Source organism: Armatimonadia bacterium (assembly GCA_039679385.1).
Classification (GTDB): domain Bacteria; phylum Armatimonadota; class Zipacnadia; order Zipacnadales; family JABUFB01; genus JAJFTQ01.
The window spans coordinates 25,571-47,309 of record JBDKVB010000149.1 but is presented as its reverse complement, the minus strand read 5'-3'; the positions used below and the strand labels follow the sequence as shown (position 1 = coordinate 47,309).

General features: G+C 65.4%; 15 protein-coding genes. 11 read left to right on the top strand and 4 right to left on the bottom strand.

The window, feature by feature from the left end:
• Window positions 1–13 precede the first annotated feature (13 nt).
• From ribA to ABFE16_17340, 5 genes are all read left to right on the top strand, one after another.
• Complete coding sequence (gene ribA, locus ABFE16_17360; GenBank protein MEN6347069.1) at window positions 14–1,240, top strand: GTP cyclohydrolase II; 1,227 nt, start codon at window positions 14–16, stop codon at window positions 1,238–1,240.
• A gap of 26 nt (window positions 1,241–1,266) precedes the next feature.
• Window positions 1,267–1,731, top strand: a complete 465-nt coding sequence (gene ribE, locus ABFE16_17355) for a 6,7-dimethyl-8-ribityllumazine synthase (protein ID MEN6347068.1) — start codon at window positions 1,267–1,269, stop codon at window positions 1,729–1,731.
• 104 nt (window positions 1,732–1,835) lie between these two features.
• Window positions 1,836–2,984 (top strand): trypsin-like peptidase domain-containing protein, encoded by a 1,149-nt coding sequence (locus tag ABFE16_17350; protein MEN6347067.1) that lies wholly within the window; start codon window positions 1,836–1,838, stop codon window positions 2,982–2,984.
• 108 nt (window positions 2,985–3,092) lie between these two features.
• Window positions 3,093–3,956, top strand: a complete 864-nt coding sequence (locus ABFE16_17345) for a S1/P1 nuclease (protein MEN6347066.1) — start codon at window positions 3,093–3,095, stop codon at window positions 3,954–3,956.
• A gap of 160 nt (window positions 3,957–4,116) precedes the next feature.
• Complete coding sequence (locus ABFE16_17340; GenBank protein ID MEN6347065.1) at window positions 4,117–7,614, top strand: glycoside hydrolase domain-containing protein; 3,498 nt, start codon at window positions 4,117–4,119, stop codon at window positions 7,612–7,614.
• A 97-nt stretch (window positions 7,615–7,711) separates the two neighbouring features.
• Here ABFE16_17340 and ABFE16_17335 read toward each other — a convergent pair whose 3' ends face one another.
• The 4 genes from ABFE16_17335 to ABFE16_17320 all read right to left on the bottom strand — a co-directional run bounded on the left by ABFE16_17335 (window position 7,712) and on the right by ABFE16_17320 (window position 11,192).
• Window positions 7,712–8,719, bottom strand: coding sequence for a TadE/TadG family type IV pilus assembly protein (locus tag ABFE16_17335; GenBank protein MEN6347064.1), 1,008 nt, complete (start codon window positions 8,717–8,719; stop codon window positions 7,712–7,714).
• Between the two features lie 305 nt (window positions 8,720–9,024).
• A complete protein-coding gene (locus ABFE16_17330) occupies window positions 9,025–9,366 on the bottom strand; it encodes a hypothetical protein (GenBank protein ID MEN6347063.1) in 342 nt (113 codons plus the stop codon).
• A 15-nt stretch (window positions 9,367–9,381) separates the two neighbouring features.
• Window positions 9,382–9,888 (bottom strand): small multi-drug export protein, encoded by a 507-nt coding sequence (locus ABFE16_17325; GenBank protein MEN6347062.1) that lies wholly within the window; start codon window positions 9,886–9,888, stop codon window positions 9,382–9,384.
• Window positions 9,889–10,052: 164 nt separating this feature from the next.
• Window positions 10,053–11,192, bottom strand: coding sequence for a DUF6569 family protein (locus tag ABFE16_17320; GenBank protein ID MEN6347061.1), 1,140 nt, complete (start codon window positions 11,190–11,192; stop codon window positions 10,053–10,055).
• A gap of 207 nt (window positions 11,193–11,399) precedes the next feature.
• On the opposite strand from ABFE16_17320, the gene ABFE16_17315 reads away from it, so the two are divergent.
• The 6 genes from ABFE16_17315 (at window position 11,400) to ABFE16_17290 (ending at window position 21,728) form a co-directional block, all read left to right on the top strand.
• Window positions 11,400–12,446, top strand: coding sequence for an NAD(P)-dependent alcohol dehydrogenase (locus tag ABFE16_17315; protein MEN6347060.1), 1,047 nt, complete (start codon window positions 11,400–11,402; stop codon window positions 12,444–12,446).
• Between the two features lie 50 nt (window positions 12,447–12,496).
• Window positions 12,497–12,784, top strand: coding sequence for a preprotein translocase subunit YajC (yajC, locus tag ABFE16_17310; protein ID MEN6347059.1), 288 nt, complete (start codon window positions 12,497–12,499; stop codon window positions 12,782–12,784).
• Window positions 12,785–12,894: 110 nt separating this feature from the next.
• On the top strand, window positions 12,895–13,383 hold the full coding sequence (locus ABFE16_17305) for a DUF4446 family protein (GenBank protein MEN6347058.1): 489 nt from the start codon (window positions 12,895–12,897) through the stop codon (window positions 13,381–13,383).
• A complete protein-coding gene (xerD, locus tag ABFE16_17300) occupies window positions 13,383–14,711 on the top strand; it encodes a site-specific tyrosine recombinase XerD (GenBank protein MEN6347057.1) in 1,329 nt (442 codons plus the stop codon). The genes ABFE16_17305 and xerD overlap by 1 nt, the downstream gene beginning before the upstream one ends.
• A 14-nt stretch (window positions 14,712–14,725) precedes the next feature.
• On the top strand, window positions 14,726–18,202 hold the full coding sequence (locus ABFE16_17295; protein MEN6347056.1) for a DUF6259 domain-containing protein: 3,477 nt from the start codon (window positions 14,726–14,728) through the stop codon (window positions 18,200–18,202).
• A 55-nt stretch (window positions 18,203–18,257) separates the two neighbouring features.
• Complete coding sequence (locus tag ABFE16_17290; protein ID MEN6347055.1) at window positions 18,258–21,728, top strand: DUF6259 domain-containing protein; 3,471 nt, start codon at window positions 18,258–18,260, stop codon at window positions 21,726–21,728.
• Window positions 21,729–21,739: the final 11 nt, after the last annotated feature.

Sequence of the window (21,739 nt, the reverse complement as noted above, 5' to 3'; positions counted from 1 at the left end):
GCACGGACGTCCTATGCCGACAGACCCGATCACAACTGCAGAGGCCGTCGAGGCGATTGGTCGTGGCGAGTACCTGATCGTCGTCGACGATGCCGGTGAGCGCAACAGCGGCGACCTTATCTTCGCCGCGCGCTTTGCCGATGCCGAACACATCAACTTCCTGCTGATGCACGCCCGGGGTACCCTGTGCGTGGCGATGATGCAGACCCGGCTCGACGAGCTCTCGATTCCGGCGATGCTCACCGACCGAGACCGCGCCGGAGGCCCGAACTTCCACGTGAGCGTGGATGCTCGCAAGGGGGTTCTTGGCGGTGATTCGGCTGCCGATCGTGCGCTGACCATCAGCAAGCTGATTGCCGCCGAAACTCGTCCCGGAGACCTCGTGCGCCCGGGCCATGTGCAGACGGTCCGGGCCGTCGATGGCGGCGTGCTGCGACGCGTCGGTCACACCGAGGCCGCTGTGGACCTGGCGCGTCTCGCCGGGCTGGAGCCGATGGCTGTCACCGCCACGGTTCTCGACGACAGGGGCGAGCCGGCCACGATGGCGGAGCTTGCCGAGCTGGGCGAACGCTTCGGCATCCGCATCGCCTCCATCGCCGGCCTCATCGAGTACCGCCGGAGTACCGAGCGGCTCGTGCGCAAGGAAGCTGAGGCGCTGCTGCCGACACGCTGGGGCGAGTTCCACATCGTCATCTACACCTCCATCATCGACGGCACGGACTACATCGCCCTCATGAAGGGCGATCTGAAGGCCGCCGAGGCCCCGCTGGTGCGCGTCCACTCGGGCTGCGTGACCGGCGACATCCTGGGGTCGCTGAAGTGCGACTGCGGCCAGCAGCTCGCCTCTGCGCTGCAGATGATCGACCAGGAGGGATGCGGGGTTCTGCTGTACATTCCGGGCCACGAGGGACGAGGCATCGGTCTGGCCAACAAGATCCGTGCCTACCACCTCCAGGACGAGGGCTTCGATACCGTCGAGGCCAATGTCGCCCTGGGCTTCGCGCCAGACCTTCGCGACTATGGCTCGGGAGCGCAGGTTCTCGTCGACCTGGGCGTCTCCCGCATGAGGCTGCTCACGAACAACCCGGCCAAGTACGTCGCCCTCACGGGCTTTGGCCTCGATATCGTGGAGCGGGTGCCGCTGGAGATGTGCCCCACGGAGTACAACCGTCGCTACCTGGAGACCAAACGAGAGAAGATGGGTCACCTCATCCATCCGTCGGAGGAGCCGACCCAGTAACCGACTCTGAACCCTGGAGATTCACCATGCCCACAACGATCGAAGGCAAACTGGACGCCTCCGGCCTCAAGTTCGGGATCATCGTCGCCCGCTTCAACGAGTTCATCACCGGCAAGCTGCTGGAGGGCGCTCTCGACTGCCTGCGCCGCCAGAACGCCTGCGAAGACGACATCCGGATCGCCTGGGTGCCGGGCTCCTTTGAGATTCCGCTGGCCGCCAAGAAGATGGCCGAGAGCGGCAAGTTCGACGCCGTCATCTGCATCGGCGCCGTCATCCGTGGTGGCACCGCCCACTTCGACTTCGTGGCCGGGGAGTGTGCCAAGGGCATCGCCCAGGCCTCCATGCAGACGGGAGTGCCCGTGATCTTCGGCGTCATCACCACGGACACCATCGAGCAGGCCATCGAGCGTGCCGGAACCCGCCTGCCCAACCGTGGCTTTGAGGCTGCGACGACGGCCATCGAGATGGCCAACGTGCTCAAGCAAATCTAGGGCGGGGAGCGCCCCGACCTCTGAGCCGGCCAATTGCCTGGCCCTTGCAGGACCGCCTGACTTTGGCGCCTGCCCTGAGGCGTCCATGACTGGAGGCTGACCCCATGACGAGTCGCCATGCGCCCAGCGCCTTTACCGTAGCCTTCCTGTCGCTGATCTTCGGCATCGTCGGCGGCGGGATCGGCGGCTACTACGTGTCGCGGACCCAGGTCCAGCAGGCCCAGACTCCGGGCACCGTGGTCGCGGGCTCACCGGCCGACTCCGCGCCTGCCTCCAAGTTGCAGGTCACCACGGACCAGAACGCCATCGTCAACGCGGTTAAGCGCATCAGCCCGGCAGTGGTCAAGATCACCGGGCAGCGGGAGCCGCGCAGTTGGATGGAGCTGATGTCCTCCGGCGGCGTCATCAGCGGCATCGGCTCGGGCGTCATCTTCGAGTACGAGAAGCGCAAGCTGATCCTGACCAACACGCACGTTATCGGCGATTTCACCGACCTGACGGTGAAGCTGACCGACGGACGCGAACTCAAGGCGCAGCCCCTGGGTCGCATGACGGAGGAAGACCTGGCGGTGCTGGAGATCATCAACCCTCCGGCCGACCTCAAGTCGGCGCCCCTTGGTGACTCCGACAAGCTCCAGGCCGGCGAATGGGTCATTGCGGTCGGCAACCCCTTCAACTTCGAGCACACCGTCACCGTGGGCGTCGTGAGCGCTCTGGGCGCCCGCGACTTCGGTCGTGAGACTCGCAAGGTTATCCAGACCGACGCGGCCATCAATCAGGGCAACAGCGGCGGTCCGCTGGTTGATCTCGCGGGCAATGTAGTCGGGATCAACTTCCGCATCTTCGACCCGCAGGGCAATCCCGTCGCCACCAATGTCGGGATCGGCTTTTCGATCCCCATCAACCAGGCGAAGGAAGCGCTCTACTTCCTCGTCCATCGCGGACCCTTCATCGGCCTCGCCCACGTCATGCCCAACAGCCCGGGCTTCGCGCACTACTATCAGTTGGGCACCGACAAGGGCATCGTCATCCTGGGCGTCTATGAGGGCGGACCGGCCGACCGCGCCGGACTGCGGGCAGGAGATGTCATCATCGCCGTCGACGGCAAGACCGTCACGCAGAACGACGAGATGCAGAAGGCGCTCTTCAAGCACCGCATCGGCGACACCGTGCGACTGACCGTGCAGCGTGGCGGCAATCAGCAAGAGACCAACGTGACTGCCGAGAAGGTGCCCGACAACGCCTTCCGGTAGTGTGGGCCGGAGGGCCCCAGGCTCGTTTTTGGCCGTCGCTACTTTCCTGCCCGGTTTCGCCACGGGGACGCGACCTTTGGCGGTATCGAGCCACGGGGTTATGCCATCATGAGGTTGCGTCCTGCAGTCGGCTTGCTTCTGCTGCTCCAGGTTCTGGCGGTCCCCGGGTTCGCCTGGGATTCACAAGGGCACCGCATGGTGGCCCGCCTTGCAGTATCTCTGCTCCCCGACAGCGGGCTGAAGACCTACCTCAGCTCCAGCGGGCCCCGGGAAGCCTGCATCGACGGCGCTCCGGCCCCGGACACCTGGAAGAGGAACGACCCCTCCGAGGGACCCCGCCACTACGTGAACATGGAGTACTACCAGACCGCCTCCGGTGGCTGGTATCTGCCCGTGAGTCCCGATCCGGCTCGTGCGGAGGAGGGAGTGCTGCCCTGGGCGCTCACTCAACGGTGCGGCGAACTGACCTACCGCCTGCGCACGCGCAGCAGTGATGTCGCCACCTGGTGTGGGGTCCTGTCGCACTACGCCGGCGACACTAGCATGCCCCTTCATACTACGATCAACTACGATGGTCGGGTGCGCCCCGGGACTGCCGCCGACAAGGTTCATCACGGCATCCATCGCGACTACGAGAGCGGGTTCCTGGCCTACCTGACGGCGCAGGGACTCGAGCACGACGTGCTGGCCCTGGCTCAGAACAAGGTCGCCTCCGGAGAAGCCTCTCTGGGTGACCTGCGCAGCGTCTCCGGCGAAGCCCGGCAGGAAGTCCTGCAGTCCTTCTACCGCATCACCCTCCTCTACAGTGTCTTCGACCAGACCCCGGCGTGTGATGCGCCCCGGCGGTATGAGCTATGGTCGCCGCGGTTGCGTCCCGAGGTCACGCGCGAGCTGGCCCAGGCTGCGATCTTCACGGCGCGTCTGTGGCTCACTGCCTGGCACCAGTCCGGCTCGGCTCTGCCCCCTCACTAAGCCCGGCATCGCTTCGCACTTGCAGGCCCCGGTAGTCGGTCCTCTAGCGGGCAGGTTTGTTGTGCCCGACCGCGAACCACCTTTGCAGGAGGGCACTCGGCGCTTGCGCTGCCGGCGCGCGAGCTGATTTGGCCTCTCCATGATAAAGGGGTGACCGCCGATGTCGTCTAGCCGTCTCGTGTTGCTGCTCCTCGCACTCTCGCTGGGGCTTTGCTGCGCCCAGGCGAACCTCGTGCGTAACCCGTCCTTTGAGCAGGGCGACCGCACGCCCTCCGACTGGGTTCTCAGTGCACCACCCGGTGCTTGGGAGACCTCGGGGAACACCGGAGCCCGCTGCGTCAGTGTCGGCTCCACTGCCGCGGACTCCGTCCGGAGCTGGAGTCAGTCCGGTATTGCAGTTCAGCCCTTCACGCCCTACCGTTTTTCGTTCTATGTCAAGTCCGCACTGGACGCCACCGGAGGCTGCGTAGTCTCCGGTCCCGACTTCTGCAACAATGACCTGCAGGCGACTCCCAACTGGCAGCAGCAGTCCCACGTGTTCATCACGCGGCCCGACCAGAAGGAAGCCTCCATCCGCCTCGGGCACTGGAGCCAGCAGGGGAACCTCTACTTCGACGATGTGAGCATCCGGCCCGTGGTGCCGGTGCATAAGGTCTTCGGCGCCGTGACCCTCGGTGCCGGGGAGAAGCTCCTCAACGGGGTCTACGAGTTCTCCGCCCCCCTGAGCGACGACGGAAAGAACTACTCACGACTGCTGCAGGATTTCAACGCGGGCTTCAACTCCTCGCGCTGGGTCTTCGGGCCGGGGAACTTCGTCGTCTACCGGCATGAGGTCGGCGGCGTCGCGCAGACCGAGGCGACCGTCAAGCCCCGCATCGGCTGGTACTCTGCCGGAACCTGCGTGGTGGAGGCCGGTGTGGACGGGAAGCAATGGACGCAGATCGGCAAGCTCGAGGGTATCGGTGGCGGCGAGTTTAGGGTACCCGCTTCGATGCTCCCGGCGAAGGCCATCTACGTCCGTCTCCGCAGCCCCGGCCAGACCGAGGCCCGAGCCGACTCAGCGCCCGGCTCCTTCCAGATTCACGGTTACGAGTACTCGGCTCGCCTGGCTCAGGCTCTGCCCGACGCCGTCGGTGCCACGAGCTACCTGGATGTCGAGTCGACGAGCCCGATGCTTGCGGTGACGGCCGAGGACATGGGCAGCCTCCTTCCCGGCGGCTCCGAGGCCCGGTTCCGACTGCGCAACGTGAGCCCGCTCTCGACTGAGGCGACCGTCGAATTGACCGTTGAGCCCAAGGCCCCGGAGACCGGCCGGGCTCGCACCTTCTCCACCAAAGCCGCTCTCCCGGGATCCGCAGAGCGTGTCGCCTCGGTCCGGTACGAGGTCGGCGGCGCCGGCGACTATCGCCTGCGACTGCGTGTGGCCGCGAACGGGGCGACGCTCTTCCAGGGCAGCACCGAGTTCTCGGTGCCCAGTCTGTATGCGACCGACTACGGCTACCCACTGAAGTCCGATCGCGACTGCGCGCTCTGGTGGTGTGAGGGGACGTACAAGGTCAGCCGTGAGCGTCCAGCCGTCACAGGCGGCAACACGGGACGCGAGGCACTGAAGGTCTCGGCGGCACGCAATGAGTTCGAGCCGGTGCAGCTTGTGCTCTCGCCGAGCCGCGACCTCAGGGGGCTGACCGCCACGAGCTCCGACCTGACTGGCCCCGGTGGAGCCAAGCTCTCGGCCGAGAACGTTAGCCTCTGCTACGTGTGGTACCACTACGTCAAGCGTGCCACGGACCGCGCCGGCTGCCTTGGCTGGTGGCCTGATGCCTTGCCTCCGCTGGACGAGCCGCTCGACCTCAAGGCCGGGCAGAACCAGCCGCTGTGGCTAACCTACCACGTGCCCGAGGGAACCCCAGCGGGCGACTATCAGGGCGAGATCACGCTCCAGGCGCAGGGCTGGTCAAGCCGCGTCCCCGTGCAGTTGCACGTGTGGAACTTCACCTTGCCGAAGGACAGCCATGTGGCCAGCGGCTTCGGCCTAGATCCGGGCAACATCTGGCGCTACAACAACATCAACAACGAGGAAGACCGCAACCGCGTCTGGGACCTGTACATGCAGAACTTCCGCGATCACCGCATCTCGCCCTACACCTTCTGGCGGAACTCGATCAAGACCGAGTTCACCGGCCTGAACTGGTCCGGCGGCGAGGTCGTCTCCGAGGACCCGGCCGAGGGCAAGAGCTGCCTCAAGGTGGCAGACGAGTCGACGACCGCCAACGTCGCCGCTGAGGTTGCGCGGAACATCACTATCGACCCGAACGCGCGGTACACCCTGTCCTTCGCCGCCAAGACTGCTGCGCCCGGCCAGACCTTCCAGGTCACGCTCACCAGTAACGACGCGGCCGGGAACTGGATCTCGGGTCACAACGTCGACCTTCGCTTCACCAACCCCGGCAGGTGGGAGCGGTACTCGGTGACGATTCGACCAGCCGACCGCTCACCGCTGGCCCGGAGTCTGCGTCCGACCTTCCGAGCCACCCAGTGGACGGAGGACGGCAAGCTCACCGGCACCACGTGGTTCGACGACGTCAAGTTCGTCCAGGAGGGCAGCACAACCAACCTCATCACCGACGGCGGCTTTGAGAACGCCCTGGGCGCGATGCACCCGAGCTTCGACTTCACCGCCTGGGACAAGGAAGCCCGCAAGTATCTGGATGACTACCACTTCAGCGCCTTCCGCCTGCCGCTGCAGGGAATGGGTGGCGGCACCTTCTACTCACGCAGCGCGGGCGCGATTGGTCCCTATGCTCAGGGCACGCCGGAGTACCGCCGGATCTTCAAGGAGTACTGCATGGGTCTTCAGGACCACCTGGAGCAGAACGGGTGGCTCGACAAGGCCTACCTGTACTGGTTCGACGAGCCCGATCCGAAGGACTACGACTTCGTGCGCGACGGCATGAACGAGATCAAGCTCGCGGGCCCGAAGCTGAAGCGCATGCTCACCGAGGAACCCGTCGAGCCGTTGTTCGGCTCCGTAGACCTCTGGTGCCCGGTGCTTCCGAACCACCATCCGGAGATCTGCGCCGAGCGGCAGAAGCAGGGCGAGACCATCTGGTGGTACGTCTGCACCGGACCGAAGGCACCATGGCCGACGCTGTTCATCGACCACAACGCGGTGAACCTGCGCGTGTGGCTGTGGATGACCTGGAAGTGGAATGTGCAGGGGATTCTGGTCTGGGAGAGCAACTACTGGACCAGCCCGTCGGCCTTCCCCACCACGCCGCAGAACCCCTGGGAGGACCCGATGGGCTACACCTCGGGTTACGGTCAGGAGGCGGGAACGGTTGGCTACTGGGGCAATGGTGACGGGCGGTTCCTGTACCCGGCCAACAAGAGGGCCGCGGCAGACAAGACCACGTACGTGAGCGGTCCCGTCAACTCGATCCGCTGGGAGATGCTACGCGAGGGTCTGGAGGACTTCGAGTACTTCTCGATGCTCCAGCAGCTCTCGGCCGCACGAGGCGACGCTGCTGCAAAGGCCCTGCTTGAGGTCCCGGAAGCGATCGTCAAGACGCAGACCGACTTCGCGAAGGACCCACGGATCATGTACGAGCACCGTCAGAAGCTGGCCGAGGCCATTGAGAGGCTTCAGGCGGGACGGTAAGCCGCACGGGTATCAGGAGCTCACAACTAAACGGGGCGCCGGTCTTCAGATCGGCGCCCCGCTCGCTGTCCGGCCCCCCTCAGGACCGTCGTGAAGACTACTGAACCAGGTGAGTGGTCTTGATCCCGTACCCGGTGCCACCCGGGGTGGTGAAGTCGATGAACCGCCCCTGAATATACCTGTCAGAACCGTTGGTGATGACGTCCTCCAGCCAGAAAGCGCCAAAGCGCTGGACCGCAAAACGGGCGCCGCTGCCTGTGCCGTCGATGTAGTCCACGAAGGGGACGATCATGATGCGTGGGTTGTCGCCGTGGAAGCTCGCGAAAGTGTCGCCGCTCCACGGCGCAGTGTTCTGTGCACGCTTGAGTCGGGAATCGACATCGCCTATGAGGTCACCGCGGAAGTGCCCTACACCCAGACCGGTGTACGCCCACACGTAGTCGTTCTCCCTGAGCCGCTGCAGCTCGGCCTGCTCGGGCGTGATCAGACCCTTGAGGCACAGGTCGAAATCCACACCGCCGTTCGGGGTCAGGAAGCCGAAGCTGCCGGGGATGCCGGCACAGTGTGGCCCGTCCGACATCAGCATGTTGATCTGCACGCCGTTTTGCACAACCGTCGCGTTGGAGATCCACATCGGCGAGATGCAGGTGCCGGTGATGATCTTCGTCGCCACGGAGGAGCGGTGCACAGTGACGCCCCCGAACCCCAGGGCCCGGAGGAACACGTAGCGCACGTTCTTGGCGGCAGTGACAACGACTGCTCCGCCGTAGGGCGCGATCCCGTAGTTGGGGACTGTGGCGCTCTTGGCGTAGTAGGTCGCGTTGACGCTGAACAACGAACTCTGGCTGCTGGGCACATTCGCCGTGGCGATGCTTCTTGCCATGGCGGTCGCGGGAGTGGAGTAGGGCAGCTCCTGTGATCCTGCCAGGGCCCCCGCGTCGGCCGCATTCTGACACTGCTGCAGCCCGTAGACTGCCTGCCCGACATCGATGCAGAGCCCGCAGACGCCGAGCAGCACAAGCATCGCCATCACTGCAATCGCCAGGACGATGCCTCTGCGACTGCCGAAGCGCCTCTTCCTCGCCCATCTTCCCGCCCTAGGCATCACTTGCCACCTCCCGAGAGCTGCTGTCTCTCCCCCGTGGACAGCGCAGCCGGCCCTTCACTACAACGCCTCTCAAGGCGCAGGGCCATGCTCAAGTATAACTCAAGCTATGAGAAAGATATACCCAAGGCGCAAGCCTGTCAAGCCACTTTGAGTAGATATTCAGGCTTTTTGGAGGCGATAAAGGAGGCAATCTGTGGAGGCTGAGCACGGGACGAGGCAAGGGGAACCCCTGGCTGACAGGAGAGGAGGCGCCACCGGACTGCTGCCGAGGGCCTCCTCCTGCCGCCGATCGGTCTGGGGGACTACTCTTCGTGGTCGCTGCGGAGCAGGTCGACTTGCTCCAGGAGCCACCGGGCGACACTCTCTGCATCCTCGGGGGACAGCAGCACGCCTACCTCGAACTCCCGGGAGACGCGAGGGCTTCCCTCACCCGTCGGAGGCGTCCGGACCATCTCAGCGCCAAGCTGCCCGTCCTCAGTGACGCGGTGCGTGACCGACAGCGGAGCCACGGGCACGTCGACGAAGAAGTTCACCAGGATGTGGCCACGCGGCGTCGGCCCACCCCAGGCTCCATCGGCGGTCACGAGTCGGTAGGAGGGCGATCGCTCGAACTCAATGCGGACGAAGTTGTCGTTGTCGGCCATGGTCATCTCCCCCGGCTACTGTGCGACCTGAATGGAGTCGAAGATATGCACGCCGCCCAGCGTCAGGGACGTGACAATCGCTGCTGCAGCAAGCGTGCCCAGAGTCAGGGCGAGCAGGAACTTCGAGTAGGGCAAGCGGCAAACCGCCGCGAGAACGCTTCCGGTCCACCCGCCGAATCCCGGGCAGGGAACTGCCACGAAGAGCACTACTGCCCAGAAGCCGAAGCTCTCGACCGTCTTCTTCCTCTTCTCGGCCTTCTCCGTCAGCCAGCGGAACATGCTGCCCAGCACCGGCGTTTTGTCAAAGGTAGCCGCCATCCAGTAGTACACCGGCGGGACCCAGAGCACCGAGACGATCGCCGCGATCACGGCAAGGACGAACACGCTCAACACGGGCATCTTGTAGACGCATATCCCGACCGGGATACCGCCGCGAACCTCGCTGATCGGCGCCGCTGATAGGATGGCGACAACCAGCCATTCCGGCAGGCCCTGGAGGGCTTGCCACAGTCTCTCTGCCACGACGGAACTCCTTCCAGAAACCGTCTACTAGCTGCGATTTGGACTTCGCCGCCCGACGGCTCGTTTCCTTCCGCGGGCACGAGGTAGGCCGCCGAAGGGCGAAGTGGCTTCGCAGTCCGGCGGCCTGTTGTGCGGGATATGGTAGCAGAAACCTCGCCGGGGCGCTACTCGGGGCGCGGAATCGGCAGCGGCCCCGGTCCCGGCAGGGGGATCGGTTCGATGGACATCGTCGGGAACAGGCTCACGTGCACCGCGCCCTCGTGGTAGACCAGGGCTCCGCCGCCGGTGCTCGTGCGCTGGTTGCGTAGCCGCAGACTCTCGCCGACTCCAGGGGTGGACACCGAGATACGACTGCACTGCTCGGACCACGCTCGGGCCAGGAATCGGGCTGCGTCGCGCATCTGCGGGGTGTCCTCGCGTCCCGCGCCGAGCTCAGGATGGATCTGGAGCACGTAGGACTTGATCAGCTTGTCGCGCAGAGCGCCGTAGACGTCCTCATGGCCAAACAGGTCGGCCGCGATGGGCTCCTGCCCCGAGAAGGCCACCAGACCCACGACGCGCTCGCCGGAGGGCCGCAGGTGGGACAGGTAGTCGTCGACGCGGCCCTTGACCTCCCGGTCCTCATAGATCTCCTGGAAGGCCCTGCCTGAGGACTGTCGAACGCCCTGTTCACCGGCCACGCGGTCGACCTCGCTCCAGATGCTGCTCTGCTCGGCGCCCGCATAGGCCTGGGCACGCAAGGAGGGAGCGGCGAGCATGTCCTTGGTGCCGAAGGTCGGGCTCACGACGGTCCAGCGTCCGGCCTCCACGCAGTACACCGGCACCGTCACCCAGCCGCTGCGGGGTCCGATCAGCGCATCTTGCTTCAGCGTGCGGTCCTGCTTGCTGCCGATCATGATCTCGCCGGCCATGAGGAACACCGCGCGAGAGCCGTCGTTGCGCACGCGGACCGAGTTGACCTCACCGCCGCCGACCTCCTCAACGATCAGGTCACGGTCACGGACAGCCCGGTCGAAGGTCTTCGGCAGGAAGTCCGCGTAGTCGCGCCGCAAGGATACGGGGAAGAGCGTGAGTCCGTGGTAGCTCACCGGCCTGTCGATCTGGACCGCGTCCAGCAGCCGGTCGATCGCATCATCGCCCCGCGGCGGCACCACCCCCGGTGGGTCGTTGAAGTTGCGTCCCTGGGCGATCCGGATTCCTGACTCCGACTGGGTCGTCGCCGCCTGCGCCCCGACAACCAAGAGCAGTCCCGCGAGGACCACAATCGCGATTCTCAGCCTGTCACACCCGGTGTGAGATCCCATCTGAGCACACCCCCTCGGCAGTATTGGACTGACGCCGATTGGACTGTTCCTTTGCCCCCAGGGTTCTCAGGGTTCTGTGTAGATCACCTCAGGACGGCCCAGAAGGGGAGCGCCGGGCACCGGGGCAGGTGAAGGCCGGTCACGAGCAGAAGGTACATTTCTGATTCACTGCATACCCAACGCTTTGACGCTTAGGGGCGATGATCGATGAGCGAAACGATGAAGGCGGCCGTGCTGCACGGAGTCAATGACCTGCGGGTGGAGGAGGTGCCACGGCCCGAGTTGGCCGGTCCCGACTACTGTCTGGTCAAGATCGGCGCCTGCGGCATCTGCGGCTCCGACGTGCACTTCTTCCGGCACATGCGCATTGGCGAGTTCGTCGTGGACAGGCCGATTAGCCTGGGTCATGAGGCTGCGGGCGTTGTGGTCGAGGTCGGGCCGGCGGTGGCGAATCTGAAGCCCGGCGACCGCGTTGCCATCGAGCCCGGAGTGCCCTGCCGCAAGTGCGAGTTCTGCCGCACAGGCCGCTACAACCTGTGCGCCGAGGTTGTCTTTCTGGCCTGTCCGCCCTATGATGGAGCTTTCGCGGAGTACCTCGCCTGGCCCGCTGACTACCTCTTCAAGCTCCCGGACAACGTGTCGCTGGAGGAGGGCGCCATGGTTGAGCCCTTCTCCGTCGGTCTCCATGCAGCGCGCCGGGCAGGCGTTCGTGGTGGCGACTGGGTACTGGTGACCGGCTCCGGTCCCATCGGTCTGTGCGCCCTGCAGGCGGCCAGGGCCAACGGCGCTACACGCGTCATCGTCACGGATATGGTTGCCTCGCGTCTGGAGCAGGCAGCCAAGCTCGGCGCCAGCGACACCGTGAATCAGAGCACCGACAACCTGCGCGAGGCCGTCGCCGAGATCACCGGCGGCCGCGGCGTAGATATCGTCCTGGAGTGCTCGGGAACCGTCCCGGCCGTGCATGATGCCGTGGAAGTGGTCAAGCGCGGAGGCACGGTGCAACTGGTGGGCAACATCATGGCCACCAAGCCGGAGATTCCGATTCAGCGCATGGTTGAGCGCGAGCTGACCGTCTCCGGGCTGTTCCGCTACATCAATTGCTATCCACCCTCCATCGAGATGATCTCCACCGGCGCCGTGGACGTGAAGTCGCTCATCACGCACCACTTCCCGCTTGCGGAGGCGCCGCAGGCCATGGCCTGGGTGGATGAGAACAAGGACAAGGTCATCAAGGGCGTCATCGAGCCTTAGCGGCACGGTGGACCCGCCTTGAGGTGCCTTTCCCGTTACAGAGGTCGCTTATGCCACAGGGCAACTTGCAGGAACTCATTCCCATCGTCGTTTTCGGAATTCTGATGCTGGTGATGTTTTGGTGGGCCGTGATTCGGCCGACCAGCCTTCGGCAGAAGAAGCACCAGAATCTCGTCGACACCCTCAAGGTGGGTGACCGCGTGGTCACCGTCGGCGGGATGTTCGGCAAGATCGTGAATCTGGGCGAGAAGTCGCTCGGCGTGGAGATCGCCAAGGGTGTCACCGTGACCTTCGACCGGCGCGCGATTCGCCGCAAGCAGGAGCAGGAGGACTTCTAGGGGGCAGCACTCACCGCCCCGCGGAGGTACTCGACAGCATCGGCCTCGCAACCGCCGGTAACGGCGGAGGCAGGGCGGTGCCATCCCTCTTCCGGGACGAGGCAGGGACTATGCAGCCAATTGTCTGGATCGCTCTTGGCGTTGCTTTCGTGGCTCTCGTTCTGGCCGTCTGGTCGCTCCTGGCAGCCCGTGCAGCCTACCGGCGACTGGCGGAGGTTACGCCGGACATCCGGGGCCTTGCCCAGCGGGTTCGCGGGAAGAGCAGCGAGGAAGTCCTTGCCGGCATCTTCACACAACTGAACACCACCGGGCAGCAGATGGACCAGTTGAGGGTGCAGATGGCCGAACTGGAGCGGGTGATGTCGCGAGCCCTGCGCCGGGTCGGCCTGGTGCGGTACGACTCCAACGACGAGATTCGCGGCAATCTGAGCTTCGCCCTGTGCATGCTCGACGGCCGCGACAACGGGCTGATGCTGACCTCAAACTACTCCCTGGACGGGTGTCGCGTGTTCGTCCGCGGCATCCTCGCGGGGAAGGCCCAGCATGACCTGATGCCCGAGGAAGCTGAGGCCCTCGCCCAGGCCCTCAGTGAGAGATAGTGACCACCCGGAACCCCCACGCTGAGGGAGAGAGCTCGCTGAACCAGCCCCCGGAGGGTGCTGCCGCCGATCGCTGGTCGCTGATCCGCGACTTCCGCGGCCAGTTGGACGCGTTGCTCGAGTACCTCATCGTCGACCGTGGCCTTTCGGAGCGCACGCTCGAGGCCTACACCCACGACCTGTACGACTACGCCCGCTTTCTTCACGGCAAGGGCTGCGACGACTTCCTCGGCGCCACCCGCCAGCAGGTGATCGAGTACCTGGATCTCTTGACCGCCCGCCTGGGGCTCAAGCGCAGCAGTGTGGCCCGCAAGCTGGGCAGCCTGCGTCGCATCCACCAGTTCCTAGTGCTGGAGGGACTCACCGACCGGGACCCGACCGCAGACGCAGACGTCTGGTCGCCGCTCGCCGGTTTCGAGGAGCAGTGGTGGCAGCTGTCGGACTACGTCACCGTGGAGCGCGGGCTCTCCCAGCGCACGCTACAGGCCTATGACAACGACCTGTATGACTACGCCCGCTTCCTTCACGCAAAAGGATGCGACGATTTTCTCGGCGCCACCCGCGAGTCTGTGGTCGAGTACTTGGTCCTGCTTAGGAGCCGCAGAGGCCTGAAGCGCAGCACCGTGGCCCGCAAACTGACAAGCCTGCGTTGCATCCACCAGCACCTCGTGCGCGAGGGGCTCACCGAACGAGACCCGACGGCGAACATCGAGACGCCTCAGCCCGCGCCACGCCTTCCGAAGGTCCTCACTGTCGATCAGTGCATCGCGCTCCTGCAGGCTCCCGATCGCGAGACTCCCGAGGGCCTGCGGGATGCGGCCATGCTCACCCTCATGTATGCCACCGGACTGCGCGTGTCGGAGCTCGTGTCGCTGCGGATGCACAACATCGACTTCGAGCGCCGAACCGTGCGCGTGCGAGGCAAGGGTGACAAGGACCGCGTGGTGCCGATTGCCGACCCGGCGCTGGAGTTGGTGCAGCTCTACGTGGAGCAGGCTCGCGGAGTGTCTCTCAAGGACCCCGGCGAGGAGGGGCTGTTTTTGACGCGCCTGGGCAAGCCCATGACCCGGGTACGGTTCCACCAGTTGCTCAAGGGCTACCTGCCCCAGGCAGGCGCTCCCCGGGACACCTCGCCTCACACTCTGCGCCATTCCTTCGCGACGCACCTCATGGAGGGCGGCGCGGATTTGCGGGTGATCCAGGAACTGCTGGGGCACGCCAGCCTGGCCACGACCGAGATCTACACCCACGTATCCACCGAGCGTCTGCGTCAGGTGTACGATGACAAACATCCCCGCGCCAGACGCCCCACTTCGCGAAGCCGATAGAAGGGAGATCCTCCATGTCCTACGCAGGTGCCCTGGGCCTGGTCACCGTGGGCCTGCTGCTTCCGCTGTCCGTCCTCGCCCAGCAAGACGCGCCCTATGCAGTTCTGGAGTTGAGAGTCCGTGCGGGCTCCGAGCCGCTGCTCCCGGCCACCCTCTCTCTCGACCTGGCCGACCTCGCCGCTGCCCTGAGAGTGCCCCTTGAGCACAGTGAACCGCTGTGCCTGTTGGAGGGCAAGGAGGGGCAGCTCACTCGGCTGACGTCGCAGTTCGAGCCCGGTCCGGGATTCGACTGGCAGACCCATGCCCAGGGGACGCTGGCACTTGCCCTGCCCAGGAGTGCCACGGGGGAGCAGCGCGTCCGAATCTACGTAGGCGCCGCTCGCCCGACGATGGCACAGGCTCTGCCAGCCAGTGACCTCAAGGTTGATACCACCGGCGAAAAGGTCGTGGTGGAGAGCAAGTACTACCGCCTCACCCATGATCCGAAGCGCCAGGGAGGACTGCCCTCGTGCTTCGAGTTCAGGGCAACCGGCAAGACCTTCGAGGCCTTCACCTGGAATGACCGGCTCTACGATGCGACGCTGAGGGGCTTCTACCCTCGGGACACAAGGACGCCGCGCGTCGAGGTGCTGGCTCAGGGACCGGTGCGCACCGTGGTCCGCGTTCATCTGGAGTTCGTGCAAGACCGGGACGTGGTCCCGCCCTCTCACCCGACCGCAGTGTATGACTTCGCGTACCTCCCGAACTGTCCCCTGATCGCCTGCAACGCACAGCTCAATCAGGAGCAGGGGTTCACGTGGCGTGAGGCCCACCTGGCCGAGATCAACTTCAAGGGCACAGACTTCAGCCGCTACCTTACCAGCGCGGTCTCGACGCCAACGGCCCTCAAGGCCGACAAGAAGAAGTACTACGGGAGCTGGGGTGCGCTGGTGGAGGGCAGCAGTGTCCTGGGGCTCGTGGCCGACAACGTGAGCATCTACGACGGTCGCGGCGAGTACGGCACCTATGTGCAAGGCGCCTGGGAGTCGATGACGGGCACCGAGCACAAGTACTCGGCGGTGCTGTATGTGTCCGGCGAGGCCGACGCGGCAGCGCAACTGCAGACGATGGCAAAGAACGTGGTGCCGATCTCAGCGGCGATCGTGGGCACCTCGACGCTGGAGTCTCGGCTGTCCTCGCTGCGGACGAAGATCAAGAGCGTGGCCGAGGCGCGTCGTCGTGGGTCCTGGGCCTGGGCGCTGAGTCTGCTCGAACGCGAAACGCGACGGCTCGGACAACTCGCGGCGACGGAACGGGTCGTCGAGGTCATGGCGGGAGCTGTGGCCAAGGCCGACGCGGATCCCTTTGCCCTTCTGCAGCCGCTGCTGGGAACGGATGCCCGGTTTACGCCGGTGGAGAACGGCAGCGTCGGACTGGGGTTCCTGCAGCGTCCCGGACAGGCGCCGCGTCTGGTGAGCCTGTTTGACTTCGTCCGCGAGCGCGAACACCTCCTGGCGGAGGCAGGGCCGCTGTTCCGGCTTGACCTGTCTGCCGGTGCCGAGCAGCTCAAGAGCGTGACAGCCGAGGACGCCTGGAAGGAAGCGACGCTGGAGCCCGGCCCGAAGACGGAGCCCGGCAAGGCAAGCTGCCTCCTGCGCTGGCGAACACCTGCCGATACCAGCCTTGGCGACATCGAAGTGCAGGTGCCGATCAGGCTCGAAGGCCGGCGGATCACCTGGAGCATCGCGGTCAGCCCGCACAGCGACAGCCTGGGCCTGCGCACCATCACCTTCCCGAGCCTGGCCTTGCAGCGGCTCAGGAGCGGTCAGGACTACGCTTTTGTGCCGAAGGGCTCGGGAGTGCTGACGGCCAATCCGACCCAGCGCATGACCTCCTTCAGTCAACTGTGGCCCAGCATCTCCTGCACGATGCAGTTCGGCGGCTACTACGATAGTCTCAGCGGTGTGTACTTCGCTGCCCAGGATGCCGACGCGTCGATCAAGTACCTGCGATTCCTGCGACTCGACAACGGCATCGGCTGCGAGATTGCGACACCGGCTCCGAACACGGGCATCCCCAAGAACGACTTCGTCTCCTTCCCCTGCGTGACCGAGATCTTTGAGGGCGACTGGTTCGACGCCGCCCAGAAGTACAAGAGCTGGGCACGCAAGGAAGCCGGCTGGTGGCCGCTGCAGAACGAACCGGGGCGGACCGACCTCAAGGGCCTGCCAAGGCCGACCCCGCGCTGGATGAGCGATATGCCGCTGTGGGTGGATGTTCGAGTGGGGCCGAAGGAGGCTGTGGAGCCGCTCCTGCAACTGCGCCGGTACCTGGGCGTGCCCTTCGGCATCCACTGGCACAACTGGCATCAGATCCCCTTTGATACCGACTACCCGCACTACTTCCCGGCCAAGGAGGGGTTCGCCGAAGCCCTCAACCGCCTGCAGGAAGGCGGCGTGCGGGTGTTCCCCTACATCAACGGGCGGCTGTGGGATAGCGAGAGCGACGACTTCAAGACCGTAGCCCTGCCCGGCGCGACCAAGAACGAGAAGGGCGACTACTACATCGAGGTCTACGGGTCGAAGCGCAAGCTCGTACCGATGTGCCCGACCAACAAGGTGTGGCAGGACACGATCAAGGAGGTCGAGGTGCGGCTGGGCGGCCCTGAGTTCCATGCGGACGGCATCTACCTCGACCAGATCGCAGCCGCAGGGCCGGTGCAGTGCTTCGATGCCACGCACGGCCACCCACTCGGAGGTGGGAACTGGTGGACGAAGGGCGGGTACTGGCCGCTGATGGGCGACCTGATCTCGCGCCTGCCCGCGGAGACGGCCGTCACCACCGAGTGCAATGCAGAGGCCTATGCCCGCTGGTTCGACGGCTACCTGAACTGGCACTTCCAGGAGCAGGACCAGATCCCGCTCTTTGCCGCGGTGTACGGCGGTCGAATCCAGTGCTTTGGTCGGGCCTACGGAGGCAACGACAAGGTCGGCTTCGTGATGAAGGGAGCTCAGCAGCTCGTCTACGGCGAGCAACTCGGCTGGTTTGGGGCTCGCCTGATACTGGACGATCCGACGGTGCTCGGGCCCTTCTTCCGGCGGCTGGCTCGGATGCGCCATGCACTCGCTCCCTACCTGGGGCGTGGCGAGATGGCACGTCCACCGGTGATTGAGGGTAACGTGCCGGACATCACCGCAAGCTGGACCGGATTCAGCGGCGCACACCCCGTCACCGACTCGGCCCTGCAACGCAGTGCGTGGAGGTCAGCCGACGGCAAGCTGGCAGTCGTGCTGGTGAACGTCCTCGACCGCCCGCTGCAGGCGACACTCAAGATGGACGGCACCCGGTATGGCTTCGCCGCGGGGAGCATGCTGTCGGTCACACCTCGCACTGAGGAGGGGACCGCTCCTGCGCTGACGAAGGCGTGCTCGTTCGAGTTGCCGGTGGAGCTCCCGGCCTACGGTGCCGTGGCCTATGAGATCGCTCCGGCAACAGGTGCGGCGACTCACTAAGGACCCGCAACACAACCAAGCGACCTCTCAGAACCTTCAGGGAAGGAGCCTGTTCATGATTCGCGTCTGTGCTCTCGGTCTGATCCTTCTGGGGCTGATAGCCCCGTTGTCTGTGATGGCCCAGCAGGAAGCGCCCTATGCGGTGCTCGATCTGAGGGTCCCGGAAGGGGCCCTGCTGCCGACGACGATTCCCCTCGACCTCGCCGACATCGCCGCGACGCTGCGAGTGCCGCTCGAGCACAAGGAGCCGCTGTGCCTGCTCGAAGGCGAGGACGGCAAGCTCGCACCGCTGCCGTCGCAGTTCGAGCCCGGTCCCGGCTTCGACTGGCAGGCACAGGCTCAAGGGACTCTGGCCCTTAGGCTGCCTCCGAACGCCACCGGGAATCAGCGCGTCCGCGTTTATGTGGGCAGCGCTCGACCGACGGTCGCAGGAGTCATGCCGACGAGTGACCTCAAGGTGGACACTGCTGGTGGCCGCCTCGTGGTCGAGAGCGAGTACTACCGCCTCACCCATGATCCGGCGAAGCAGGCGGGACTCCCGTCGCGCTTTGAGTTCAAGGCGACGGGCAAGACCTTCGAGGCCTTCACCTGGAACGACCGGCTGTGGGATACCAACCTCAAGGGGTTCAATGCGCGGGACACCCGGAAGCCACGGATCGAACTCGTGGCTCAGGGACCGGTCCGCACGCTGGTTCGGGTCTATGCGGAGTATGTGCAGGGCACGAGCAAGACGCCCGATTCGCACCCGACGGCGGTGTATGAGTTCGCTTATCTCCCGAACTCTCCGCTGATTGGCGTCACCGCGCAGGTCACTCAGCAGCAGGCCTTCGACTGGAGCCAGGCGCACCTCGCGGAGATCAACTTCCCGGGCACCGACTTCAGCCACTACCTCACCAGCGGCCTCACCGCGCCCGCGGAGCTCAAGGCGGAGAAGAAGTCGTACTCGGGAAGCTGGGGAGCGCTGGTGGAGGGTGCCAACGTTCTGGGTCTCGTATCCGAGCGGACGCTGATCTACGACGGGCGGGGCGAGTACGGCACGTACCTGCATGGCCCCTGGGAGGCGATGACCGGCAGCGAGCACAGGCTGGCGACGACGCTGTTCGTCTCGGCTGAGCCCGGGGCGGCGGCGCAGTTGCAGGAGATGGCAAAGGGCGTGACCGTGGCCTCGACGGCGACCGTGACCACCTCGACGCTGCAGTCACGGCTCGCCTCGGTGCGGACGCAGATCAGCACCCTCAGCGATAGCCGACGTGCCGGATTGTGGGCCTGGGCACTCAGTCTCGTCGAGCGCGAGTCGCGGCGAGAGGGACGACTGGCAGCGACCGACCGTGCTCTGGTGACGATGTCGGAGACGCTCGGTAGGGCCGGTGCGGATCCCTTCGCTACGCTCCAGCCGCTACTGGGGAAGGACGCCAGGCTCACGCCGATCGAGAACGGCGAGATTGGTCTGGGATTCCTGCAGCGTGCCGGGCAGGCGCCGCGCCTGGTGAGCCTGTTCGACTTCGACCACCAGCGTGAGCTCCTGTTAGCTGACGGCGGACCGCTGTTCCGGCTGGAGCTGTCGGCGGGCAGCAACCCCTCGAAGACTGTGACCGCTGAGGACTCCTGGGCGGAAGCGGTGTTGGAGCCCGGTTCGAAGACTAAGGCCGGGACGGCAAGCTGCCTTCTGCGCTGGCGCACACCTGCCGACACCAGCGTCGGCGACATCGAGGTGCAGGTACCCGTCCAGTTGGAGGGTCGGCGAATCACCTGGAGCATCGCGGTGCGTCCACACAGCGACGCCCTGGGTCTGCGCTCCGTCGCCTTCCCGAGCATCTCCCTTCAGCGGCTGAGTGAGGGCGAGGACTACGCCTTCGTGCCGGGTGGCTCGGGGACTCTGACCGCCAACCCGACGCAGCGGCTGAGCAACTTCGACGGGCTGTGGCCGAACGGCTGGTGCACACTGCAGTTCGGCGGCTACTACGACAGCCTTGGCGGCGTCTACTTCGCTGCCCATGACGGCGGAGCAACCGCCAAGAACCTGCGCTTCCGCCGCCTCGGGAACGGGATCGGCTGCGAGGTCTCGACACCGGCGCCCAACACGGGAGTGGCCAAGAACGACTTCGCCTCCTTCCCCTGCGTGCTCGAGGTCTTCGACGGCGACTGGTTCGACGCCGCCCAGATTTACAAGACCTGGGCGAAGAAGGAAGCCGCCTGGTGGCCTGTGCAGCGAGAGCCCGGGATTGCAGGCCTCAAGGGCATGCCGCGACCGACGCCGCAGTGGATGGTCGAGATGCCCATGTGGACCATCATGAGCGGCGCACCGACCAACGTCCTCGATCCCTGCCTGAAACTGCGCGAGTACCTGGGAGTGCCGCTGGCGGTACACTGGTACAGTTGGCACCAGATCCCCTTTGACAACGACTACCCGCACTACTTCCCGGTGAAGGAGGGCTTCGCTGAGGGCGTGCGTCGCCTGCAAGAAGGCGGCGTGCGAGTGATGCCCTACATCAACGGGCGGTTGTGGGATAGCGATACCGACGACTTCAAGACCCTCGCACTGCCCAACGCGACCAAGGACGAAAAGGGCGACTACTACATCGAGGTCTACGGGTCCAAGGAGAAGCTGGTCCCGATGTGCCCGACCACGAAGGTGTGGCAGGACAAGGTGAAGGAGATCGTGCTGCGCCTCACCGGGCCGGAGTACAACGTGGACGGCGTCTATATCGACCAGGTGGCAGCGGCGCGGCCGGTGATGTGCTTCGACGCCACGCATGGTCACCCGCTCGGAGGCGGGAACTGGTGGACGCAGAAGGGGTACTGGCCGATGCTGGGCGACCTCGTCTCGCGCCTACCTGCAGACAAGATGCTCACCACCGAGTGCAACGCCGAGCCCTACGCCCGGTGGTTCGACGGTTACCTGACCTGGCACTTCCAGAGCCAGGACATGATCCCGCTGTTCGCTGCTGTGTATGGCGGTCGGCTCCAGATGTTCTCGCGCTCGTACGGCGGCAGCGATAAGCTGAGCTACCGCATGAAGGCGGCCCAGGAGTTTGTCTTCGGCGAGCAACTGGGCTGGATTGGCGCCCCGGTACTCCTCAAGGACCTGGAGGTGACCGGCTCCTTCTTCCGGCGTCTTGCACGGTTGCGCTATGCGCTGGTCCCCTATCTGGCGCGCGGTGAGATGGCGCACCCGCCTGTTGTGGAGGGCGAAGTGCCGGAGGTCACGGCCGACTGGGCCTGGCACGGCCCCACCATGGTCACCGATTCGGCCCTGCAGCGCGGCGCGTGGAAGTCACAGGACGGCAAGCTGGTCGTGCTGCTGGTGAACGTGCTCGACAAGCCGCTGCAGGTGACGCTCAAGATGGACGGCACCCGGTATGGCTTCGCCAAAGGAAGCACGCTGTCGGTGACTCCGCGCAGCGAGGACGGAAGCGGCACAGCCATGACCAGGCCGGCGACCTTTGACCTACCGGTCGAGCTGCCCGCTTACGGCGCGATCGCCTATGAGATCGCGGCCCGAAGTGGGGCAGCGGACCGACCGTAACTCGGGACTCA

Bases quoted from the DNA above. Each gene is read 5' to 3' on its own strand.
- ribA (MEN6347069.1), top strand. From the start codon at position 14: ATGCCGACAGACCCGATCACAACTGCAGAGGCCGTCGAGGCGATTGGT.
- ribE (MEN6347068.1), top strand. From the start codon at position 1,267: ATGCCCACAACGATCGAAGGCAAACTGGACGCCTCCGGCCTCAAGTTC.
- ABFE16_17350 (MEN6347067.1), top strand. From the start codon at position 1,836: ATGACGAGTCGCCATGCGCCCAGCGCCTTTACCGTAGCCTTCCTGTCG.
- ABFE16_17345 (MEN6347066.1), top strand. From the start codon at position 3,093: ATGAGGTTGCGTCCTGCAGTCGGCTTGCTTCTGCTGCTCCAGGTTCTG.
- ABFE16_17340 (MEN6347065.1), top strand. From the start codon at position 4,117: ATGTCGTCTAGCCGTCTCGTGTTGCTGCTCCTCGCACTCTCGCTGGGG.
- ABFE16_17335 (MEN6347064.1), bottom strand. From the start codon at position 8,719: ATGCCTAGGGCGGGAAGATGGGCGAGGAAGAGGCGCTTCGGCAGTCGC.
- ABFE16_17330 (MEN6347063.1), bottom strand. From the start codon at position 9,366: ATGGCCGACAACGACAACTTCGTCCGCATTGAGTTCGAGCGATCGCCC.
- ABFE16_17320 (MEN6347061.1), bottom strand. From the start codon at position 11,192: ATGGGATCTCACACCGGGTGTGACAGGCTGAGAATCGCGATTGTGGTC.
- ABFE16_17315 (MEN6347060.1), top strand. From the start codon at position 11,400: ATGAGCGAAACGATGAAGGCGGCCGTGCTGCACGGAGTCAATGACCTG.
- yajC (MEN6347059.1), top strand. From the start codon at position 12,497: ATGCCACAGGGCAACTTGCAGGAACTCATTCCCATCGTCGTTTTCGGA.
- ABFE16_17305 (MEN6347058.1), top strand. From the start codon at position 12,895: ATGCAGCCAATTGTCTGGATCGCTCTTGGCGTTGCTTTCGTGGCTCTC.
- ABFE16_17295 (MEN6347056.1), top strand. From the start codon at position 14,726: ATGTCCTACGCAGGTGCCCTGGGCCTGGTCACCGTGGGCCTGCTGCTT.
- ABFE16_17290 (MEN6347055.1), top strand. From the start codon at position 18,258: ATGATTCGCGTCTGTGCTCTCGGTCTGATCCTTCTGGGGCTGATAGCC.